Below are 20,689 nucleotides of genomic sequence, written 5' to 3'. Positions count from 1 at the left end.
GCCGTTCCATATACGGGGCGCGCAAGCCCCACGCGACCATCAAACGCGTTAGCTACAATCAGCGCAAAACGCAAATAGAAAGGCCGCCGTTGAAAGACACCCGCACGCTCCCGCTTCCCCAGCGCATCGCCGCAGCATTAGCCGCCCTGGCGCTGGCGTTCTCGTTCGCGCTTCCCGCAACGGGCTGCTCCATCAGCATCGGCGATAGCTCCGCCGGCAACGGCGGCTCCATCAGCAGCACGTACGGCGGCTCCGGCTCCACCGGCTCCGACGACGCGCGATCCGCCCAGGCGACCATCGCCGATATTCCCGCGTACACCGGCGCGCTATGCATCAACATCAACCACGGCGAGCCCGGCTTCACGGAACAGGACGAGGCGCGCGGGACGTTTCTGCAGTTTAGCGACCTGGATTTCGAAGGCCGCTGCGGCACCGCCTTCGCGCGCATCGGGCCCGACACCATATCCAACGAGAAGCGCGGCGACATCTCGCAAGTGCACCCGAGCGGCTGGGTGCAGCGCAAATACAGCTTCGTCGACGACGGCATGCTGTACAACCGCAGCCACCTGATCGCGCACCAGCTGTGCGGAGAAAACGCCAACGAGAAGAACCTCATCACGGGCACGCGCACCTTCAACGCGGTGGGCATGCTGTATTACGAGGAGCTGGTGGGCGACTACGTGCGCAGCACGGGCAACCACGTGCTCTACCGCGTCACCCCGCTGTTCGCCGCAAACGACCTGGTAGCGCGCGGGGTTCAGATGGAAGCGAAGTCCGTTGAGGACAATGGCGAAGCCGTGCAGTTCAACGTGTTCGTGTACAACGTGGAACCGGGCGTGGCCATCGACTACGTGACCGGCGAAAGCTGGGAATCGTCCGAAACCCCGCAAGTCACCAGCAAGGGCAGCGCCACCATCACCACCGCAGCAGCCGCACGAGCGGACAAGGCAGCGGCGGGAAGCGCCAACGGGAGCAATGCCGACGGCAACAGCAGCGCCAACGGCAATGGCAACGGGGCCGGCAACGGGAGCAACGCCAGCAATGCCGGCGGAGCCGGCAGCAACAGCGCCGGCAATCAAAACGCATCCGAGCAGCAGGACTACATCCTGAACGTGAAGAACAAGAAGTTCCACAAGCCCGACTGTTCCGCCGCCAGCGACATCTCAAGCGCGAACAAGCAGGACTTCACCGGCACCCGAGACCAACTCATAGCCCAAGGCTATTCCCCCTGCGGCATCTGCAAACCGTAAATTGACACGGGAAGGTCCTCGAGAAGCACGGAGAACAGCCGCTTACCAACGGATCACAACAGATAGAAATCGCTAGGGAGACGAAAGAAAGGCAAAGCGCCGTGGCATTCATCTTTCATCTAAGAGAAACGCCACGGCACTACCTCGGGATCAAACGCAACACTTAAAGCGCCTGTATTTCGCGATAAGGAAATTCTCGTTCGGGCGCAACGCCTTCTCTTTAGGCAAAAACAGCGGAGCGCCATCAAGGTCTGCGTATGGTCCGTCCGAAATCCGCGAACTTGCTTCCAAACGCATCGAAGCAGGATTAATACCCAGCAAATAACTATCAAATAGCAAGTGAATATCGGAGCGCAGCAAAATACCGTTCTCTACAACATTGCTCTGAGTTCCACGGTAATCGAGGATATGCGCTGCTTGCAACACCTCGTTCGTATCGAACCCCGTAACCGCGCAATGCCCCTCATAAGCCTTGAACAGGTCTTTTCTAAATGCTTGCTGCCCTTGACGCACCATGCGACGAGCAACGGAAAAACGACGGCGGTCCTCTTCCATACTTTCTGGATCGCGTATCTCGGTTGTTTGAAGACGCTCATCAACCGTTGCCGGCTCCCCCATTTCGGCTTGCGGAGTCGCACTGGCAAATAAATGCTCGGTCTCAGGCGTAACGGGCCCATGCAAGGTAAACAACTCGTTCTCGGGATTGAACTCCTCAACGAATGCAAGAAAGCGCAGATACGAACTCGACGACGAGTTCTGCTGAAGAAACACGCCGACGGGAACGCCGTCCATCAGGCAATTCACCAGCTTTTGGTTCCAGTGCATATCGGTCGTACCGCCGGAATTATTTTGATGGGCGGAGTAATACAAGATCCACGTTCCATCGCCTAAATCAACTCGAGCACCATCGTTGTTATCGCTGTATAAGCTGTTATAAGCAACTGTCACCGTTGCCGCATACCTATGGCGACTCGGCACATGAATCCCACGTTGCGCCACATGCTTGAATTTAACTCCGGGCAACGTGCTGCCATGGAATCGGATGCCTTCATTCCCGGTTTCATTCATAAACCACGCATATAGGTTGCGATGGCTTTCTGGATCATCCTCAAGAGGAATCAAGCGTAGCGCACGCTCGATCGATAAGTTCGTATACGGGAGGAAGTCATCAACGCATATCGAACCATCAACGCGCGCCAGAGGAAACGGCACCTCCGCTGTCTCCACCTTAGTCGATATGTTTGCATCTCTCGAAGCCATACTGCAAATTGTGCCAGCGTCCGCTCCGTTCGACAACAACCAATTCGGCGGAAGACGCCGAGGTGAAAAAGCCGTGCGCAACAGCAAAATCTAGTTCGCAACCCCCAAACGACTCACGCCTTAAAACAACGTCCCTTGCCCAAGCGCTGCCGGGGCTGGCGGTTGCTCCGGGGCGGCTGCTAGCGCGAACCCTTCGCGGTTCGCTAGCTTTTGCCAGTTGGCAACCAGGCTGGGCCACGACGCCTGCAGCCACCAGCGCGCCTCGGCAAGCGACAGCGTCAGGGGCATGCGGTCGTGCACGCTCGCCACAACCGGGTTCGGGCGGGTGGTTACCACCGAGAAGCAGCCTTGACCGCATACCGTCGCCAGCAGCAGCGGCGAACCCTCGCCGCTTTCGAAACGATACTGCTGCTTGATTCGCCGCCCCGTTTTCGGGCTGCGTGCCGTTTGCGTCGCATGCGCCTCGAAGAAACCGCCCGTCACCACGATGCCGCGACCCTGCGCGATCGGCTGCTCCCACATACCCGGATTCGGCTCCATCGCCGTTTCCAAACGCGTGTTGTACACGGGGCGCTGCTGCCATTCAACGGGAAATCCCCAGGTCAAACGTTCAACAGCCAGCTTGCTTTCCGGACCGCGAACGATCACGTCAACGCCCGCGCCAGGGAACGCATCCTCGCCCGGCTCAACCTGCACCGTCGCGGCTTCACCAGCCATCGGACGCGCAGGCCAATCGGGCTGCGCGTTCACAAGCGAATCCACCTGCAGCTCGCGCACGACTTCCGCAACCTCATCCCATGTAACGACCGTGAACCTTCTGCACACGATGAACCCCTACTCGAAAGGATTGCGCCAGACCACCGGCTCTACCCCGAACTCTTCCTTGAACTGCTGCGTGAGCCCGAACGTCACGGGCTTGCGTTGGTTGACCTTCACCGCAACGCCCTTGTCCTCAAGCACGCGCAAATGCTTCCGAGCAGCCTGCGTCCCCACCTTTAAATAGTCGGCAACCTCCTCAACGCTCGCATCGCCGAACATCCCGAACGTCTCATACTGCATGAGCATGAACACGATTCCCTGTTCCTGCTTCTTCTTGAGATCCGCTCGTTCAATGACATCATCCATCAATTCGCGAAGCTCACCCTGCCGTCTTCGTGCGCAATCTAATCGATCGATAACGTCCAATTGAGCCTTCCGCACAAGGTTCATCATCTCCATCACGAAAAACGTCAGCTCACCCTTGTTCATCGGATTCTCAACGCTACGAAAAGCTTTGTAATACTGATCGCGATGCTCCAAAATCACCCGGGAAAGGGACAGAACCGTCGGTTTCGACAGCGACCTGTCCAGCATCAGCGAGCACAGATATCTTCCCGTTCGACCGTTGCCGTCATAGAACGGGTGAGCATATTCGAACAGATAATGCGAGGCCAACGCCGCATACAGTGACGGAAGCCCCTCGTCTTCGATTAGCGCAAGCATCGACTTTACGGCCTCGACGATCTTCTCCTCGGGCTCCAAACCCCGATGGATCACATTCACCCCTCCCGCGACAACATCGACGCCGTCCTTGCGGAAAAGCCGGCCATCAGGAACATGCGCGTCATCAAGTTCCCCATCCATCACTCTGTCGTAAATCGCTCGAACTCCTTCCGGCGTTGTCGGCTCCTCCGCCTTGCCAGAAGCGATATCCATATACAGAAGGGCAAGCTCCTTGAAACGACGCCGAGAAGCATCGTTCGACACCGACTCCAACGCGTCCTTGATCTGACGACGCGTGCTATGGATGCCCTCGATAGCGTTCGTGAACACGACCTCGTCGAACACCAGCCCTCGCAAAACGGCATTCGCAGCAAGCAGGTTCATTCCGTTCAGCAACGCCGTCACCTTACGCTCCGTGCGTAGCACCTGCTCGGTAAGGGCCGACAGCTCTTTCGGAACGGCGAGGAACAGCTCGCCCGCCTTGGTTTCATACCCAAGCCGAAACGTCCCGACCGAATCGCGGCGGCGGGCTTCCTCTGCGGCAAGATTAGCCGCACGATTGCTCGAAGAGTCCATATGGAAGACCTTCGCAAGCTCCTTGTAATCCACGCGCGCCCCCTTCGGTTCAAGTTATACGTTTTGACGATCCGTATAACATTCCAGCCTATTCCGATTCGAACTTTATACGTTTTCGCGATTCGTATAAAGAAGGGGGCTGGAATCTCATTTACTTTATACGATTTCCGGGATTCGTATAATTTAGCGCGCGTTTTCGAGTGCTTCTTTATACGATTTCGCGTTCCGTATAAAAACGGGAGCCCCGTGGGGCTCCCGTTTAGCGTGCTCTATTGAAAGAGGTTGGCGAAGCCAAGGCTTCGCATCGGGGAATCGCTCCCCCAATCAGCGCAGTAGCTGCTTGCGCGACTGCTACTTCTCTTCCTCGTCCTTCTTGTCAGCCTCGGTGATGCTGCAGTTGGTGATGAGGATAAGCGAGGCAACGGACGCGGCGGCCTGCAGGGCCGTGACGGTAACCTTGGCCGGATCGGCAACGCCCATGGAGATCATGTCGCCGTACTCGCCGGTCTCGCAATCCAAGCCGAAGCCGGGCTGCGCCTCAAGCGCCTTGGCAACCTCCACATCGCCGTTGTAGCCGGCGTTGCTGCACAGCGCGCGCATGGGCTCCTCGAGCGCCTTGCGCAGGATGTCCACGCCGAAGCGCTCCTCCTCGTTGGTGGCTTCCACCTGGTCAAGCGCCTTGGATGCCTGGATCAGGGCAACGCCGCCGCCGGCCAGCAGACCCTGGCTTGCAGCCGAGCGCGTTGCGCGCAGGGCGTCCTGGATGCGGCTGCGGATCTCGTTCATCTCGGTCTCGGTTGCAGCGCCGACGCTCATGACGGCGATGCCGCCGGACAGCTTCGCCAAACGCTCGCGCATGACGTCCAGCTCGTAGTCGGAATGCGGGTTCTTCAGCTCGTTGCGGATGGCCTCGCAGCGCTTCTCGATGGCCTCCTGCTTGCCCTTGCCGCCGATGATGAGCGTGCGGCTCTTCGTGATCTGCACGCTTGCGGCGCGGCCGAGCATGCTCTTCTTGGCGTCTGCCAGCGACAGGCCGCGCTCGGGGGAGATGACCTCGCCGCCGGTGAGGATGGCCATGTCCTCCAGCTCTGCCTTGCGGCGCTCCTCGGCGCCGGGGCACATGACGGCTGCGCTGATGAGCGTGCCCTTCTGGCGGTTCATGAGCAGGGAGTTCAGGGACTCGCCGCGCACGTCGTCTGCCACGATGAGCAGCGGGTGGCCGGACTGCATGACCTCCTCCAGCACGGGCACGACGTCCTTGAAGTTGTCGGCAAGACGCTGGTCGGTGATCAGGATGTAGGGCTGCTCAAGCTCGCCGGTCATGGAGCCCATGTCGTCGGCCATGTACGGGGAGATGAAGCCACGGTCGAACAGCATGCCCTTCTTGACTTCCAGGTCGATGCCGAACTTGGTGGACTTTTCAACGGAGATGACGCCGTCCTGGCCGATCTCGTCCAGGGCCTCGGCGATCTTCGCGCCGATCTCGGGGTCGCCCGAGGAGACGGTGGCGATCTCGGCCATCTGTTCGCGCGTGGTCACCTGCGTGGCGGCCTTCAGCAGCTCGTCGGATGCGACGTCGGCGGCCTTCTGGATGCCGCGGCGCAGCGCCAGCGGGTCGTTGCCGGCGGTAACGTAGCGCACGCCCTCGCGCACGATGGCATCGGCGAGCAGCGTTGCCGTGGAGGTGCCGTCGCCGGCCTCGTTGTTCGCGGCGGTTGCCGCCTCGCGGACCACCTGCAGGCCCATCTTCTCCACATGGTCGTATGCGCCCACATGTGCGGCAACGGTAGCGCCGTCGTTGGAAACGTTGGGATGACGCTCGCCCTTCTTGGTGATGCCGACGTAACGGCCCTTCGGGCCGATGGTCACGCGCACCGCGTCGGCCAGCTTCGCCACACCGGTCGCAAGCTTCTCGCGCGTCTCGTTGTCGTATGCGATTTCCTTAGCCATGCTATGAGCCCCTTCCTTGAGCACGTGCATAACAATATTTGCTACCAAAGAAAGTTAGCACTCTTTGCCCACGAGTGCTAGATGCAGGCAGGTATTTATGGGAAACGGAAGCGTTTCGTTACCTATTTACGCTTCCAGCCACGCCGCCAACGGCTCGGGGGAGTCGAACACGTCGCAGTTGCTGCGCCAGTCGGTAGAGTTGAGGCCCGTGGCGGTCGCGCGGTCGAGCATCTCGACCAGCGGGTCGAAATAGCCGCCCACGTTCAGGATGGCGCTCTTCGCATCCAGCTCGCCGGCCTTCACCTGGGAGACGATGTCGAAGAACTCGTCGAACGTGCCCAGGCCGCCGGGCAAGGTGACGAACGCATCGGCCAGCGAGGTCATGCGCGTCTTACGGGTGGCAAGGTCGGATTCGCAGATCAGCTCGGTGCACGGGTACACGGGGCGCCCCTTCTTGTTCAGGCCCTCGGTGACGACGCCTATGACGCTGCCGCCCGCGTCACCCACTCCGTGCGCCACCGCGCCCATCAGGCCCACGTCGTAGCCCCCGAACACCAGGCCGTGCCCGTGCTCGCCCAACGTGCGTCCCAGCTCGCAAGCGGCATCGATGTACAGCGCATCCAAATCTCGGCTCGACGAGCCGAACACGCATATCCTCATGGCGAACCCCCTTGGTCCTAAAGTCACAGCGCTGCCTAGGGTACACCATTACAGCAAGGACCCCGGCGCGCGCCTGCGCACCGGGGTCCCTAAACCTCAAACGTTATGCCGCCTGCTCCACGCTGTCCAGCAGCTCGTCCAGCACGGCGGCGTCCTCCTCGGCATACCCCATGACTAGCTGGGCCAGGCCCTGATAGAACATGGTGCGCGAGAAGCGGCGCATGTCCTCGGTCATCATGGGCAGCCAGTTCAACAGGTGATCCTGCGCGAACGTGCGCTGCGTGCGCAGATGCTCGACGGCCGCGTCCTCGTCGCCGGCGCGCAGGGCGTCGGCGGTGCGCATGGCCATGCGCTGCATGAACTCCAGCTCAAGGGCGATATGGTCCTCGCCCTCGGTCCAGCTGCCGCGCTTGAGGTTGTTCTCGCGCAGCGTCTGCAGCACCTCGGCGCGGGCCTCCTGCATCATCAGACGGCGCTCGGAGGTGTACACGCTCTCGAACGGATACGCCGCAGAGAAGCCGTTGACGCCGTGGCCGATGAACGTGCGCACATAGTCGACGGCCAGCTCGTTGATGCTGTCGTCCCAGCTGGTGCGCAGGTAGTCGTACAGCATGTGGTAGCCCTCGTCCACCTTGGCGTTGCCCGTGGCGGCCGGGAAGCGCATGCCCTGCAGCTCGGTGAGCACGGCTTTGTCGACTTCCTTCAGAAACAGGCGCGCCATCAGGCCGTACGTACGGGCGCGGCCGTCCATCAACGCAACCAGGTCCGCTTCCTGCTCGGCGGCCTGCACCGCGATCATATCCTCAGCCATCGGTTACTCCCCCTTCTTCGAAAACGCGACCTCGACCTCGGGCAGCATGCGGCGGCCCAGATCGGTCAACTGCCACGAGCGGTCCTTCCAGCACAGCGCGTCGGTCTTCTCCAGCATGTCGATGAAGTGCCCGCCGAAACGGCGCGGGCTCTGCACCACCTCGAACGCGTCGACCAGCTGCTCGATATCGTCCTTCGAACGCGGACGCTCGTTCACGAACCCCATCACGGCACGGTATACCTCCAGGTACTTCGCATCGCGGTCGAACACCATGGTGCGGAAGGCGGAGCCGTCCGTCATCTGCCCGAACACCTCGCGACCCGCATCGGTGGTGCGCCACACGGGGTCGACGCACTCCTTGATCTCCAGGAACTCCACGCCCTCGCCGGCATCCTCGCGCTCCTCGGACGTCTCGGGCATCTCCAGTTCGAGCGCGCCGGCGCGTTCGAGCATGCGGCACAGCGTGGTGGTGCCGTACACCGAGCGGTTGTCCGTCTGCAGCGCGTCCACCTTCTCCGTCAGCTCGCTGTTCAGGCAGCCGCCGTCGCACCAGCCGAGAATGGACACCAGCACCGGGCGTCGGGCCGGATTGTGGTCGAATAGGGAAAGCACCGCCTCGACGGCGCCGCCCTGGCGCTCGGGGCTGTACACCGACTCGCGCCGCATGTCCTCGGGCATGTTGCGCATCGTGGGATAGTCGACCGTGTCAAGCGGGTTGTCGTCGTCCATGTCCTCCTGGTCGATGTCCAGGTCATCAACGGCCAGCGGGTCGAACTCCTCCTCTTCGTCCCACAAGCCGGCAATCTGGTCTTCAGCCATCGTGAATCCCCCTGTTCTTCGTGTCGAACCTTGCGCGCCGAGCGCCCAAGGCGGCCGCCCTTCTTGGAAGCAGCGGCCGAATGCCTGCGAACACCCAGGTCGCAGGCGCGTTTCCTCTTCGCTGCCGCCCATTATAGGAAGCGCGGGGAACGGGCCATCATCCCGCAAACCCTAAAATGGCGAAGTTGCCGCCGCTCCCGAGCCGCCCCGGACGCTGACGGCATCATACGCGGGGGCTGATTCCGTGTTTGCCCAGGTCACAGGCTTGCGAATCGGTTGCTTGGACAGCTGTGCGCCCGTATACTGCAAACCACGTTGTCGAAAGCGGGGCTTCCATTCCTCGACTCTTACGAGAAGGGAGGCTCAAATGGCAAACGTATCTTGGGGCAAGAAGCTTCTTGCCATCGCGGTCGCGTGCTGCGCGTGCGCGATGATCGCCGTGCCGGCCTATGCGTTCTACTACGTCCACAGCGATGAGGGCGTCCAGGTGGAAAGCAAGGGCGTGTACGAGGTCACGTGCGTGCTGGACGAAACCGCCCAGGGCGGCGCTATCCGTAGCGAGCTGGTCATCGTTCCCGAAGGAAGCACGGTCAAGGACCTGCTGAACGAGGACGTCATGTCCAGCGAGAACCAGAACGGCCTCGAGGCCATTCACAACTACGACGCCACCAGCCTGGCCGATTACCTGGTCGGCAAGCAGTACACGGCAACCGTGTACGCCGCCGAGGCCCAGAAGCCGGGCACGCAGACCACGCACGACGGTCAGGGCACCACGGGTGAGGACACCCAGCTCAGCCGTTACGACAACGTGGTCATCAAGGTGGCCTAGCGCCCGACGCGCATATGGGCCGGTCGGCCAGCCGGCCCGCGCGCGGCAAGATCGCGAACGCGGGCGCGGGCGGCAAGATCGATGGAACGCAGCTGCGAACGCGTGCGCAATCGAACCGACGGGCAGAACGCAGCGCGCACGGTGGCGAGCGAGGCCGGCGAACGCGCTCGGCCAGACCGATGGCGCTTGGCTGCACGGAGACGCCTCCAATGCGAAGCAAACACGCTCCCGCAGCATCATCCTCCTGGGATGATTTTTCCATTTCCGCAGTTCAATAGCCTGACTTTAGCAGGGTGACATCAAAATCACCCCATCAGTCGCGCGCATCATCCCCCCATCGCCCGGTATCATAGACGGCGAAGAGGATGCACAACACAATACCGGGAGGGGTTTGCGTATGGGGGTACGCGTTCCAAGGATCACGCTCAATGCCGACTTCGGCGACGAGAGCGCATTCGGCGAGCTGAGCTTGCTGTCGGTCGGCTACGGCCTGCATCAGGCGTGGGTGTACGCCACCATGTTCGGCACCGCCTCGGTGTTCGGGCCCATGCCCTGCTTCCAGGGGCTCTACGGCAGCAGCGTCACCATGCCCTACTTGATCTCAACCATCGTCTACGTGTTCGCCATGCTACTCATCGCGGCCACGGACCAGCGTTTCCTGAAGCTGTACACATCCCGCAAGCTGCTCTGCATCGGCGCCGCGCTTTCGTGCGTAGGCTCGCTGCTGCTGCTGGCGGTTCCCTTCTTCGGAATCCCCTTGGCGGAAACGGCGTCCGGCATCATGACCGGCATCGGCTCGGCTATCCTCATCGTATACTGGGGCACGGCGTTCGCCCGCACCGACAGCGCCTCGATCGTGCTGAACACGGCCATCGCCATCTCCATCGCCATCGGCCTGTTCGCGACCGTGCTGCACTATGCGCCATTCCCCGTGTCCGCCATCGCGATCGCCTGCGTTCCGCTGCTTGAGCTGGCTATTCTGCTGAAGAAAACGCCCAAGCCCTTTCATGAGCGCGACGAGGTGCCCATCTTCAAACCGCTGCCCATCAACCGCGGCAGGTTCGTTGCGCGCTTCGGCGCTCCCGTGCTGGTGCTCGGCATCGCCTTGGGCATGCTTCGCTCGAACTCGCTGCAGAACCTCGTGATGAAGACCAGCGTGGGCGCGCAGCCGATGCTGCTGCTGGCAGCCGGCTGCGCCACCGTGCTGGTGCTCGTGACCATCATGGCGCTCGGCGGCGGCGACCGCTGGAGCCGCTTCTTCCAGCCCCTCGTGCCGTTCATCGCCGTCACCGTGTTCATCATGCCCCTTGCAAGCACCGAGAACGCGGCTCTGACCAGCGTGATCATGCTCGTGGGCTTCCTGTGCTTCGAGTCGCTCATGTGGATCTTCTTCGCCGACCTGTCGCAGCGCTTCCGCCTGTCGCCCGTCTTCGTGTTCGGTCTGGGCCGCGCCATCATGGCGGTCGCCATCATGTTCGGCACGCTCGTGCCCGTCGCCCTCGCAAGCTACGCGCACCTGCTGCCGTTCGGCGAGCAGACGCTGGTGATCTTGCTGCTGCTCGTCATCGTGTTCGCCTATGCGCTGCTGCCCCGCGAGCGCGAAATCGAGTCGATCATCATGCCATGTCCCCTGATCAAAGCCGTGTCAGCCAGCTTCGAGCGCAAAGAGGAATCCCAGCGCGCCGCCGGCAAGCGCAACTGCGGCGCGGCCAAGGGCATGGACGCCCTTGAGCAGGGGATGGCCGAGAGCGCTGCACAGCGCGAACGAGCGGCAGACGGCCTGGCAGCAAAAGGCGAAGCATCCGCACTGGCGGCCGCTTCCTCAGCAACCGACACCGCGGCCTCCATCCGCAGGGAAGCCGAAGCAGCTTCTCGCGAAGTTCCCGCTTCAGCTGATAACACCGCTACGGACTGCACCCCGCGCGAAAACGGCGAAGGTGCGATGGGCGCGGAACCGACCGGGGACGCGAGCGGTTCTGAAAACACGGCGGTTGCACAACCTGCCGGAACCACGAACGGGAACGACGACGCGGCGGACTCGACCGCAACGTCATCCGCCCTGCCCGCCGCGCGCGAACAGCAAGCAACCCAGCCCGCATCCGCGGCGATTGCCGAAGCGCGCTTCGCGAGACCTGGAGAACCGGCGCGCGGCGGCGGCCGTTTCCGCGGCAAATGCGAGACCGTTGCAAACACGTTCCTCCTGTCGCGTCGCGAGACCGAGATCCTATTCTTCCTGGCAAAAGGCCATAACGCCGCCTACATCCAGGAGAAGCTCTTTATCTCGGAGGGCACGGCCAAGACGCACATCCGCCACATCTACCGCAAGTGCGACATCCACAACCAGCAGGACCTCATGCGCATGGTCGAGGACGCGCAGCCGACGGAATAGCGGCGCGGGGCAGGCTTAGCCCAGCGCGGGGCACGACCCGCCAACAGCCCTGGCCCCAGCGCGGGGCCGGCTTGGCCCGGTGCGGAGACGGCTCGGGAGAACGCGAACGCCGGGTTTCGGCAACAAGCGCATGCGCGGGCGCCGCTCCCGCGCCCTAGACCCCCTCCCCCGCTTTTCCGACGCTTCACCTGGCGATTCCCCGCTTTCCCCGCTTACAATAAAATGACGATTGCATAAAGGACGCCATCTCGCCATTATGTTTGTGGCATGATGGACCATCGGTAAATTCGCGGCTTATCGCCGCCATGATATGGAACAGCGTTGCAAGGAGCGGTAATGGGCATCTTCTCGAAGTTCGAAGGCAAAATGGAGGACACGTTCGAGGGCACGGCGGACAAGATGTTCGACGCCCCCATCTCCCCCGTTCAGATCGCCAAGAAGGCCGAAAAGCAGATGCGCCGCGAGAAGATGGTCGGCGCCGGCAAGCAGTACGCGCCCACGCTCTACACCGTGCTGGTCAACCCCGACGACGACCGCCGTCTGTTTGGCTACTACCCCACGCTCGCGGGTGAAACGGAAACCTACCTAGCCGCGAAGGCCTCCGAGCAGGGCCTGACCATGGACGGCCAGCCGCTCGTGCGCTTCATCGTGGACGAGGGCCTCAAGCACGGCAAGTTCGACGTCATCGCCGAAGCCGTCGCCGCGCCCATCATCTCCCAGCTGCGCAACGAGGAGATGGAACGCTACGGCCTGGGCGGGGCGAACGCCGGCTACGGCGCAGCCGCCGCATACCCTGCGCAGCAGTTCGGCCGCGCAGGCGCAGCCATGCCCGACCAGCGCTTTAACCAGTACGACCAATATGACCAGCACGATCAGTACGGTCAGTACGACCAATACGATCAGTACGGCAACCAGGGCTATCAGCAGATGCCCGCCGGAAACGGCTGGGAGGCCCAGGGCTATCAGGCTCCCGCGCAGGAATCTTGGGACCAGCCCGCTGCCGCTCCCGATTACGCTGCGGCGCAGCAGGCCGCGGCCGGTGCGGTGGATCAGTTCAACGCCTATGCCGCCGGCGCCGCCCCTGCGGCAGCCGCTGCCGGCTACGCTGCAGGTCAGGCAGCCGCTGCCGCCCCGCGACCCCAGGCCATGCCGCAGCAGGCGGCACCCCAGCAGGCTGCCAACACCGTGATGTTCGCCGGCGCCGGCGTGCCGGGCCAGCAGCCCGCTCAGCCGCAGCAGGCCTCCCGCGCCCGCCTGATCGACACGGCCGCCAACCGCGCCATCGACCTGGCAAGCGCCCGCGTCACGCTCGGCCGCGAGTCGCGCAACGACATCACCATCCCCGACATCAACGTGTCGCGCACCCACGCCGAGATCTCCCTGAGCCCGCAGGGCGCATGGGTCATCACCGACCTGGGCTCCACCAACGGCACGTACGTCAACGGTCGCGCCGTCGCCAGCCAGCCGCTGAACGAGGGCGACCACATCGCCATGGGGTCCACGAACTTCGTCTTCACGTTGGCCTAAGCGAAAGCGAGAGGATTCCCCGTGATCGATTACGCGCTGCTTCTCATCCGCCTGCTGTTCGTCGCGCTGCTGTACCTGTTCCTGTTCGCCATCATGAAAACCGGCATCGGAGCGGTGCGCGGCCAGCGCAAACGCGAGCGCACGTGGAGCCTTTCGGTCGAAAAGGGCCCGAAGGAGCTGCGCGGCGTATCCATCGTAGTGCGCGGCCCGGTCATCGTGGGCCGCAACCCCGGGGCCGACATCGTCATCGGCGCGGGCTACGTGTCCGGCAGGCATGCCCGTTTCAGCCTCATGGGGCAGAACCTGTTCGTGGAGGACCTGGGGTCCACTAACGGCACGGCCGTAAACGGCCAGTTCATCAACGAGCCCACCGCCTTGCGTAACGGGGACACCGTCAACGTGGGCGACGTGGCCATTCGCGTGAGGTTTGCATAATGTCCCGTGATAAACGTTCCTACCGCTCCACCCAACGCACGCGCAGAGGCGCCGTCACCACGTTCGGAAGCCGAACCGACGTCGGCTGCGTGCGCGATCACAACGAAGACAGCCTGGTGGTGGCACCGCCGCTATTCGCCGTCGCCGACGGCATGGGCGGCCACGCCGCAGGCGAGGTGGCCTCCGAGATAGCGGTGAACGTGCTGGCCGAGCTGGCCCCGAAAGACCTCGACGGCACCGCCCTTGAGCATGCCGTCGAAGAAGCGAACCACGAGATCATCCGCGCGGCGCGCGACGGGCGCGGCCGCGAGGGGATGGGCACCACCCTGACCGCTTGCATGCTGGAAAACGAGCGCCTTATCATCGCGCAGGTCGGCGACTCGCGCGCCTACCTGTTACACCACGGCAAGCTGCAGCAGCTCACGCGCGACCACAGCCTTATGGCCGACATGATCGAGGCCGGCCAGCTCACTCCCGAGGAAGCGCGCCATCATCCGCAGCGCTCCGTCATCACGCGCGCGCTCGGGTCCGACCCCAACACGCGCCCCGATATGTACGAGATCAACGTCGAAACGGGCGATCGCCTGCTCGTGTGCTCCGATGGCCTGTCGTCCATGATCGAGGATGAGCAGATCGAAGCCGTCATGCGACGCGTGCCCGACCCGCAACGCTGCGCATCGCAGCTGGTCAACGAGGCAATCGCCGCCGGCGGCCACGACAACGTCACCGTCATCGTCTCCAACGTCACCGGATTCGCCGAGAAGCGCCGCCGCAAGCTGGCGCGCAAGACGAAGTTTTCCGTGGCGCTGGTGCTCGTACTGTTCCTGGCCATCCTGGGCGGCGGCGCGTGGGGCGTGCACACATGGCTTCACACCACCGCATACCTGGGCGAGGACAACGGCAAGGTGGCCGTCTACGAGGGCATCCCCGCCGATTTCCTGGGCATGCACTTATATAAGCAACAAGAAGTCACCGACGTGAGCGTCGACAGCCTGCAGCCGGGCACAGCCACGCGCCTGCAGGAGGGCATCCGCGTGGACAACATGGACGCCGCGCATGACCTGGTGCAGCAATATCGCGACGAAGCGGCTCAGCGCAGCAAGCCGGAAGGCTCCGAGCAGGCCGCATCCACGCAGGCAAACGCTACCGCGACCACCAACGACGCCGCCGCGAACGCGCCGGCGGTCGCCTCGCAAACCGCCACGGGAACGCAGAGGTAGCACATCATGTCCCGTCGCAACATAGAACTCGTCCTTCTGCTGGTGGCGGCGCCGGTCGTGGCGCTGCTGTTCGTCATGATCGCCATCAACGAGGGCCAGCAGGTCAACGTCGATTCGCTCAGCGTGCCCATCGGCATCTTCGCCGCCTTCGTGGTGGCCCACCTTGCCGTGCGCAAGCTCGCACCCGGCGCCGACCCCGCCCTGCTGCCCCTGGCGTTCGGCCTATCGGGCATCGGCATCGCCTTCATCACGCGCATCGCGCCGTTCACGGACGCGCCCAACATGGCGCAAGGCCAGGTGGTCTGGCTGTTCGTGGGCGTTGCCTGCATGATTGTGGTGCTGGCGCTGTTCCGCAACCTCGATAAGATCGCCAACTACAAATACACCCTCATGCTCGTGGGCATCCTCTTGCTGCTCTCGCCGATGGTCCCCGGCCTTGGCCAGGAGATTTACGGCAGCCGCATCTGGCTGCACATCGGCGGCTTCTCCTTCCAGCCCGGCGAGATCGCCAAGATCGTCATCGTGCTGTTCATGGCAAGCTATCTGGCCGAGAACCGCGAGCTGCTGTCCGTGTTCACCGTGCGCATGGGCCCGTTCCACCTGCCAGACATCCGATCGCTGTTGCCGCTCCTGCTCATGTGGGGCGTGGCCATGGTCATCGTGGTGTTCGAGAAGGACCTGGGCAGCGCCATGGTGTTCTTCTTCGTGTTCCTGCTCATGCTTTACGTTGCAACGGGTAAGAAGTTCTACCTGGTGGTGGGCCTGGGCCTGATCACCGTGGGCGCCCTTGCCGCTTACGCGGCGTTCGGCCACGTGCAGGTGCGCGTCAACACTTGGCTCGACCCGTTCTCCGACGCGCAGAACACCGGCTACCAGCTGTGCCAGGCGCTCTACTCCATCGCCGACGGCGACTTGTTCGGCGTGGGCCTGGGCAACGGCCTTGCGGGCGGCACCGACGCGTTCAACGCCATCCCCGTCGTGGAAAGCGACTTCATCTTCGCCGACATCGCCGAGGAGATCGGCCTGCTGGGCGCGGCCGGCGTGCTGCTGCTGTTCCTGTGCTTCGCCATCCGCGGCTTCCTGACCGCGGCGCGCGCGAAGTCCGACGTGTCCAGCTTCGTGGCCGTGGGCCTGACGGGCATGATCGTGCTGCAGGCGTTCATCATCGTGGGCGGCGTCACGCGCCTCATCCCGCTGACCGGCCTCACCCTTCCCTTCATCAGCCAGGGCGGCTCCTCGCTTTTGGGCAGCTTCATCATTGTGGGCTTCCTGCTGCGCGCGGGCGACGAGGCCACAGGCGTGGGCACGGAGATGCTCAACGGCACCACCTCCAGCCTGCACTCCAACAGCGTGCTCGGCCGCATCAGCCTGGGCAAGCGCCTGACCAACGGCATGTTGCTGTGCAGCGCGCTGTTCGCCCTGCTGGTGGCGAACCTCACCATGATCATGGTGGTGCAGGCCGATTCGTACCAGACCATGCCGGGCAACAACCACACGCTCGCCAAGGAAGCGAAGAGCGAGCGCGGCACCATCTCCACCTACGACGGCATCGTGCTGGCGCGCAGCGCCATGGACGACGACGGCAGCTACGAGCGCATCTACCCCGCCGGCGACCTGGCCACCCACGTGGTCGGCTACGTGTCGCAGCAGTACGGCACCTCGGGCATCGAGGCCTCGTACAACGAGACCCTGAAGGGCCAGGAAAGCTTCGCCAGCTGGACCGACGTGCTCAACGATATGGCGGGCGTGGGCACCGCCGGCAACGACGTCACGCTCACCATCAACTCGAAGATCCAGCAGGCCGCCCAGGACGCGCTCGCCGGCAACAAGGGCGCCGCGATCGTCATGGACCCGAAGACCGGCGCCATCCTGGCGCTCGCAAGCGCGCCCACCTACGACGCCGCGGACTTCGAGCAGGTGATCGCCCAGGCGAACTCCGGCACGGCCGAGACCTCGCTGATCAACCGCGCCACGGGCACGCTGTACGCGCCCGGCTCCACATTCAAGATGGTCACCTTGGCCACGGCGATCGAAGACGACGTGGCGCGCGAGTCCACCACGTTCTCGTCCCCGGGAACCATCACCATCGGCAACGCCACCGTGTCGAACTTCAACAAGACCAGCTACGGCACGCAAACGCTCGAGCAGGCCACATGGTGGTCGGCGAACACCGTCTACGGCCAGCTGGGCGTGCAGATGGGCGCCGATAAACTGGTGGAGGGCGCCGAGCGCTTCGGGTTCAACCAGGACCTGGACTTCCCCATCGTCATGTACACGTCGCTTATGGCCGACCCGAGCGAGATGACCGAATGGGAGACCGCCTGGGCCGCCGCCGGCGAGCCGGTGAACCCCATGAACCACGAAAGCCCCGCCGGCCCGCAGGCCACCGTGCTGCAGATGGCCATGGTGGGAAGCGCCATCGCCAACGATGGCGTGGAAATGAAGCCCTACCTGGTGGACGGCGTGTACAACGCCAACGGCCAGCGCAGCTTCACGGCGCAACCCGAGAAACTGCGCACCTCCATCAGCTCCGACACCGCAAAGCGCGTCCGCGATATCCTCAAGGGCGTTGTCAAGCAAGGCACCGGCACCGCCGCGCAGATCAACGGCGTGGAAGTGGCCGGCAAGACGGGCACGGCCGAGAAGGCCAACAGCAACGACAGCTGGTTCGTGGGCATGGCGCCCGCAGACAACGCCGGCGTAGTGGTTGCCGTGGTCATCGAGGACGGCGACGAAGGCGTGGGCACCCAGAAGGCTCATGACATCTTGCAAACAGCTTTGGAAGTTCAGGGGCTTATATAGAAAAAGTATGCTGAGCGGGGTACTATGGGTTTTACTCAAAATTCCGCCCAGCATGTGACCTAAAGGAGTTCAAACGTGACCGGAAACATGATCGGCAGGGTGTTCAACAACCGCTACCAAATCACCGAGCGCATCGGCATCGGCGGCATGGCCGAGGTGTACCGCGCACAAGACAACGTCTTGGGTCGTTTGGTGGCAGTGAAGGTCATGCTGCCCCAATATGCCGCAGATGAAAGCTTCACGCAGCGCTTCAAGCAAGAAGCCGCTAGCGCCGCCAACCTGCAAAGCCCCTACATCGTCAACGTGTACGACTGGGGCCAAGACGAGGGCACGTACTACATCGTCATGGAATATGTGCGCGGCTCCGACCTGAAGACCGCCATCAACCAGCGCGGCGCCATCAACCAGCGCAAGGTCGCCGAGATTGGCAGCCAGGTGTGTCAGGCGCTCTCCGTCGCCCACGGTCTCGACATCATTCATCGCGACATCAAGCCGCAGAACATCATGGTGCAGCCCGACGGCAACGTGAAGGTCATGGACTTCGGCATCGCACGCGCGAAGAACTCCACCAAGGAGCAGACTTCCAGCGTACTGGGCACTGCGCACTATATCTCCCCCGAGCAGGCGCAGGGCAAGGAGCTCACCGCCGCCAGCGACATCTACTCGCTCGGCATCGTGCTGTACGAATCCGCCACGGGCAAGCTGCCCTTCGACGGCCCCGATGCGGTCAGCGTCGCCATGAAGCAGGTTCAGGACGAGCCTGTGCCGCCGCGCGAGCTCAACCCTGAGATCGACCCCTCCCTTGAGGCCATCATCCTCAAGGCCATGTCGAAGAACCCCATGGAGCGCTTCGCAACCGCCAAGGACATGCGCTCTGCCCTGAACGATTACCTGGCCGGCCGACCCGTCGCCCTGGGCGCGGGCTTCACCGGCGCGCAGACGCAGATCATGGGCGGCGTGCCCAACATCGGCCCCATGCCCGACGGCACCGCGGTCATGCCCGCGGTCGGCGGCGGCAACCAGCACGGCGGCAGCTCGCAAAACCATTCGTACATGTCGGACAACACCGCTCCGAAGAAAAAGGGCAAGAAGGTTGCCGCGATAATGGCTGCCGTCGCAGCCGTGGTCGCGCTTATCGCCATCGCCGCGTTCGCCTTGGGTGGAAACAGCGGTTCCGGCGAGCAGATCGAAGTCCCCGACGTCACCGGGCAGACGCTCGACCAAGCGAAGTCGGCCATCCAGTCCGCCGGCTTCAAGGTTGGCAACGTCACGCAGTCCTACTCCGACAGCGTCGATTCGGGCAAGGTCATCAGCCAGGACCCCGCCGCCAAGACCAAGAAGGCGAAGGGCTCCACCATCAACCTGACCGTCTCGCAAGGCTCGCAGGAGATAGAGGTTCCCGACCTGGTCGGCAAAACCGCAGATGAGGCTAAGAAACTGCTGCAAGCCAACGGCTTGAAGTACAAGGCTGGCACCGCGGAATATTCCGACAGCGTCGAGAAGGACCGCATCGCGCGCCAGGATGTCGCCGCAGGTTCCAAGGTCGCCAAGGACACCGTTGTCACCTATTACCTGTCGCTCGGCTCCGAGGGCACCAGCGTGCCCGACGTCGTCGGCCAGACCCGCAGCAGCGCCACCGCAACCCTGAACAACGCCGGCTTCTACGTCACCGTCGATCAGCAGTACTCCGACACCGTCGAAGAGGGCCTCGTCATCAGCCAGACCCCGTCCAGCGGCAGCAAGCTCAAGGCCGAGGGCACCGTGAACATCGTGGTGTCGAAGGGTAAGGAGAGCAAGGCCGTGAGCGTGCCCAGCGTCGTCGGCCAGTCCGAGGGCAGCGCCATGACCACGCTCAACAACGCGGGCTTCAAGGTGACCACCGAGTACCAGGCCAGCAGCTCCGTCTCCTCGGGCAACGTCATCAGCCAGACGCCCACCAGCGGCACCGAGCTCGACCCCGGCAAAACCGTGCACCTGGTCATCAGCACGGGTTCCGGCAGCTCCACCAACGGCGGCTCCGGCAACAACAGCACGAACGGCGGCGGCTCCGGCAACAACAGCACGAACGGCGGCGGCTCCGGCAACAACAGCACGAACGGCGGCGGCTCCAGCTCCAACACCAACGGAGGCAGCAGCTCCAGCAACTAAAACCAACGGCAAGCATCTCCCGTTTGCCTCATAAAGAAAGGACCCCCACTCGGGGTCCTTTCTTTATGCTCGGAATCGATCACAGTCGGCTTTCGGATTAATAGGGCGGAGAGAGTCCGACCCAGAGCCGCCGGTGCAAGATGAACAGGGGACGGAGGTGTGTTCATACGGCGGCTATCCTCGACCATAGGCACAGTCGGCAACACCTTGCACATACCGGCAGTAGCTTACGGAAAGCAGCTACAACGGAGACGCGCGCATCCGACCCATGCGTGAACAGGGGACGGAGGTGCGTTCGCGGCAACATGCCACGTCACCGAAGGGCTAAACGTGAACGCACCTCCGTCCCCTGTTCGGTCGCCTTGCCGTGTTCGCTAGCGGCGCCCAGCAACGCTAATCGCAAAAAATTTGATATTGGCCGAAATTGGGTGTTGACTCATTGCCGATATACGCGCATAATATTCGTTGCTGTTTCGATGTGCGCCGTTACCTCAGCTGGATAGAGGGACTGACTACGAATCAGTACGTCGG

15 protein-coding genes are annotated in these 20,689 nt (G+C 63.0%); 8 read left to right on the top strand and 7 right to left on the bottom strand.

Annotated features, from left to right (window positions below; genetic code table 11):
- Nucleotides 1–89 precede the first annotated feature (89 nt).
- Entirely contained in the window at nucleotides 90–1,250 is a 1,161-nt protein-coding gene (locus RDW26_RS04155; RefSeq protein ID WP_307982640.1) for a DNA/RNA non-specific endonuclease, read from the top strand.
- Nucleotides 1,251–1,400: 150 nt separating this feature from the next.
- Here RDW26_RS04155 and RDW26_RS04150 read toward each other — a convergent pair whose 3' ends face one another.
- The 7 genes from RDW26_RS04150 to RDW26_RS04120 all read right to left on the bottom strand — a co-directional run bounded on the left by RDW26_RS04150 (nucleotide 1,401) and on the right by RDW26_RS04120 (nucleotide 8,808).
- Complete coding sequence (locus RDW26_RS04150) at nucleotides 1,401–2,477, bottom strand: HNH endonuclease (protein WP_307982639.1); 1,077 nt, start codon at nucleotides 2,475–2,477, stop codon at nucleotides 1,401–1,403.
- Nucleotides 2,478–2,630: 153 nt separating this feature from the next.
- Complete coding sequence (locus tag RDW26_RS04145) at nucleotides 2,631–3,335, bottom strand: SOS response-associated peptidase family protein (protein WP_307982638.1); 705 nt, start codon at nucleotides 3,333–3,335, stop codon at nucleotides 2,631–2,633.
- Between the two features lie 9 nt (nucleotides 3,336–3,344).
- Complete coding sequence (locus RDW26_RS04140) at nucleotides 3,345–4,601, bottom strand: Fic family protein (protein WP_298626921.1); 1,257 nt, start codon at nucleotides 4,599–4,601, stop codon at nucleotides 3,345–3,347.
- A 318-nt stretch (nucleotides 4,602–4,919) separates the two neighbouring features.
- On the bottom strand, nucleotides 4,920–6,518 hold the full coding sequence (groL, locus tag RDW26_RS04135) for a chaperonin GroEL (RefSeq protein WP_298626923.1): 1,599 nt from the start codon (nucleotides 6,516–6,518) through the stop codon (nucleotides 4,920–4,922).
- Between the two features lie 126 nt (nucleotides 6,519–6,644).
- Complete coding sequence (locus RDW26_RS04130) at nucleotides 6,645–7,178, bottom strand: TIGR00730 family Rossman fold protein (protein WP_298626925.1); 534 nt, start codon at nucleotides 7,176–7,178, stop codon at nucleotides 6,645–6,647.
- 103 nt (nucleotides 7,179–7,281) lie between these two features.
- Entirely contained in the window at nucleotides 7,282–7,989 is a 708-nt protein-coding gene (locus RDW26_RS04125; protein WP_298626927.1) for a molecular chaperone, read from the bottom strand.
- A gap of 3 nt (nucleotides 7,990–7,992) precedes the next feature.
- A complete protein-coding gene (locus RDW26_RS04120; RefSeq protein WP_307982637.1) occupies nucleotides 7,993–8,808 on the bottom strand; it encodes a hypothetical protein in 816 nt (271 codons plus the stop codon).
- 367 nt (nucleotides 8,809–9,175) lie between these two features.
- Here RDW26_RS04120 and RDW26_RS04115 point away from each other — a divergent pair, with 367 nt between their 5' ends.
- From RDW26_RS04115 to pknB, 7 genes are all read left to right on the top strand, one after another.
- The gene (locus RDW26_RS04115; protein WP_307982636.1) at nucleotides 9,176–9,637 is read left to right on the top strand and encodes a hypothetical protein; all 462 of its coding nucleotides are present in this window, start codon (nucleotides 9,176–9,178) and stop codon (nucleotides 9,635–9,637) included.
- Nucleotides 9,638–10,034: 397 nt separating this feature from the next.
- Nucleotides 10,035–12,026, top strand: a complete 1,992-nt coding sequence (locus RDW26_RS04110) for a LuxR C-terminal-related transcriptional regulator (RefSeq protein ID WP_307982635.1) — start codon at nucleotides 10,035–10,037, stop codon at nucleotides 12,024–12,026.
- Between the two features lie 336 nt (nucleotides 12,027–12,362).
- Nucleotides 12,363–13,553: an FhaA domain-containing protein gene (locus RDW26_RS04105; RefSeq protein ID WP_118349384.1), complete on the top strand. Its 1,191-nt coding sequence runs from the start codon at nucleotides 12,363–12,365 to the stop codon at nucleotides 13,551–13,553.
- 21 nt (nucleotides 13,554–13,574) lie between these two features.
- A complete protein-coding gene (locus RDW26_RS04100; protein WP_042432199.1) occupies nucleotides 13,575–13,988 on the top strand; it encodes an FHA domain-containing protein in 414 nt (137 codons plus the stop codon).
- On the top strand, nucleotides 13,988–15,208 hold the full coding sequence (locus RDW26_RS04095; protein ID WP_307982634.1) for a Stp1/IreP family PP2C-type Ser/Thr phosphatase: 1,221 nt from the start codon (nucleotides 13,988–13,990) through the stop codon (nucleotides 15,206–15,208). The genes RDW26_RS04100 and RDW26_RS04095 overlap by 1 nt, the downstream gene beginning before the upstream one ends.
- 6 nt (nucleotides 15,209–15,214) lie before the next feature.
- A complete protein-coding gene (locus RDW26_RS04090; protein WP_298626940.1) occupies nucleotides 15,215–18,010 on the top strand; it encodes an FtsW/RodA/SpoVE family cell cycle protein in 2,796 nt (931 codons plus the stop codon).
- Between the two features lie 75 nt (nucleotides 18,011–18,085).
- A complete protein-coding gene (gene pknB, locus RDW26_RS04085; RefSeq protein ID WP_307982633.1) occupies nucleotides 18,086–20,158 on the top strand; it encodes a Stk1 family PASTA domain-containing Ser/Thr kinase in 2,073 nt (690 codons plus the stop codon).
- The last annotated feature ends 531 nt before the right edge of the window (nucleotides 20,159–20,689 follow it).

Source organism: uncultured Senegalimassilia sp., assembly GCF_902464545.1.
In the GTDB taxonomy this organism is placed as follows: Bacteria; Actinomycetota; Coriobacteriia; order Coriobacteriales; family Eggerthellaceae; genus Senegalimassilia.
This window is presented reverse-complemented; position numbering and strand designations above follow the sequence as displayed.

Coding starts and splice junctions, on each gene's coding strand:
- RDW26_RS04110 (WP_307982635.1), top strand. CDS start 10,035: ATGGGGGTACGCGTTCCAAGGATCACGCTCAATGCCGACTTCGGCGAC.
- RDW26_RS04095 (WP_307982634.1), top strand. CDS start 13,988: ATGTCCCGTGATAAACGTTCCTACCGCTCCACCCAACGCACGCGCAGA.
- RDW26_RS04125 (WP_298626927.1), bottom strand. CDS start 7,989: ATGGCTGAGGATATGATCGCGGTGCAGGCCGCCGAGCAGGAAGCGGAC.
- RDW26_RS04115 (WP_307982636.1), top strand. CDS start 9,176: ATGGCAAACGTATCTTGGGGCAAGAAGCTTCTTGCCATCGCGGTCGCG.
- groL (WP_298626923.1), bottom strand. CDS start 6,518: ATGGCTAAGGAAATCGCATACGACAACGAGACGCGCGAGAAGCTTGCG.
- RDW26_RS04105 (WP_118349384.1), top strand. CDS start 12,363: ATGGGCATCTTCTCGAAGTTCGAAGGCAAAATGGAGGACACGTTCGAG.
- RDW26_RS04090 (WP_298626940.1), top strand. CDS start 15,215: ATGTCCCGTCGCAACATAGAACTCGTCCTTCTGCTGGTGGCGGCGCCG.
- RDW26_RS04120 (WP_307982637.1), bottom strand. CDS start 8,808: ATGGCTGAAGACCAGATTGCCGGCTTGTGGGACGAAGAGGAGGAGTTC.
- RDW26_RS04130 (WP_298626925.1), bottom strand. CDS start 7,178: ATGAGGATATGCGTGTTCGGCTCGTCGAGCCGAGATTTGGATGCGCTG.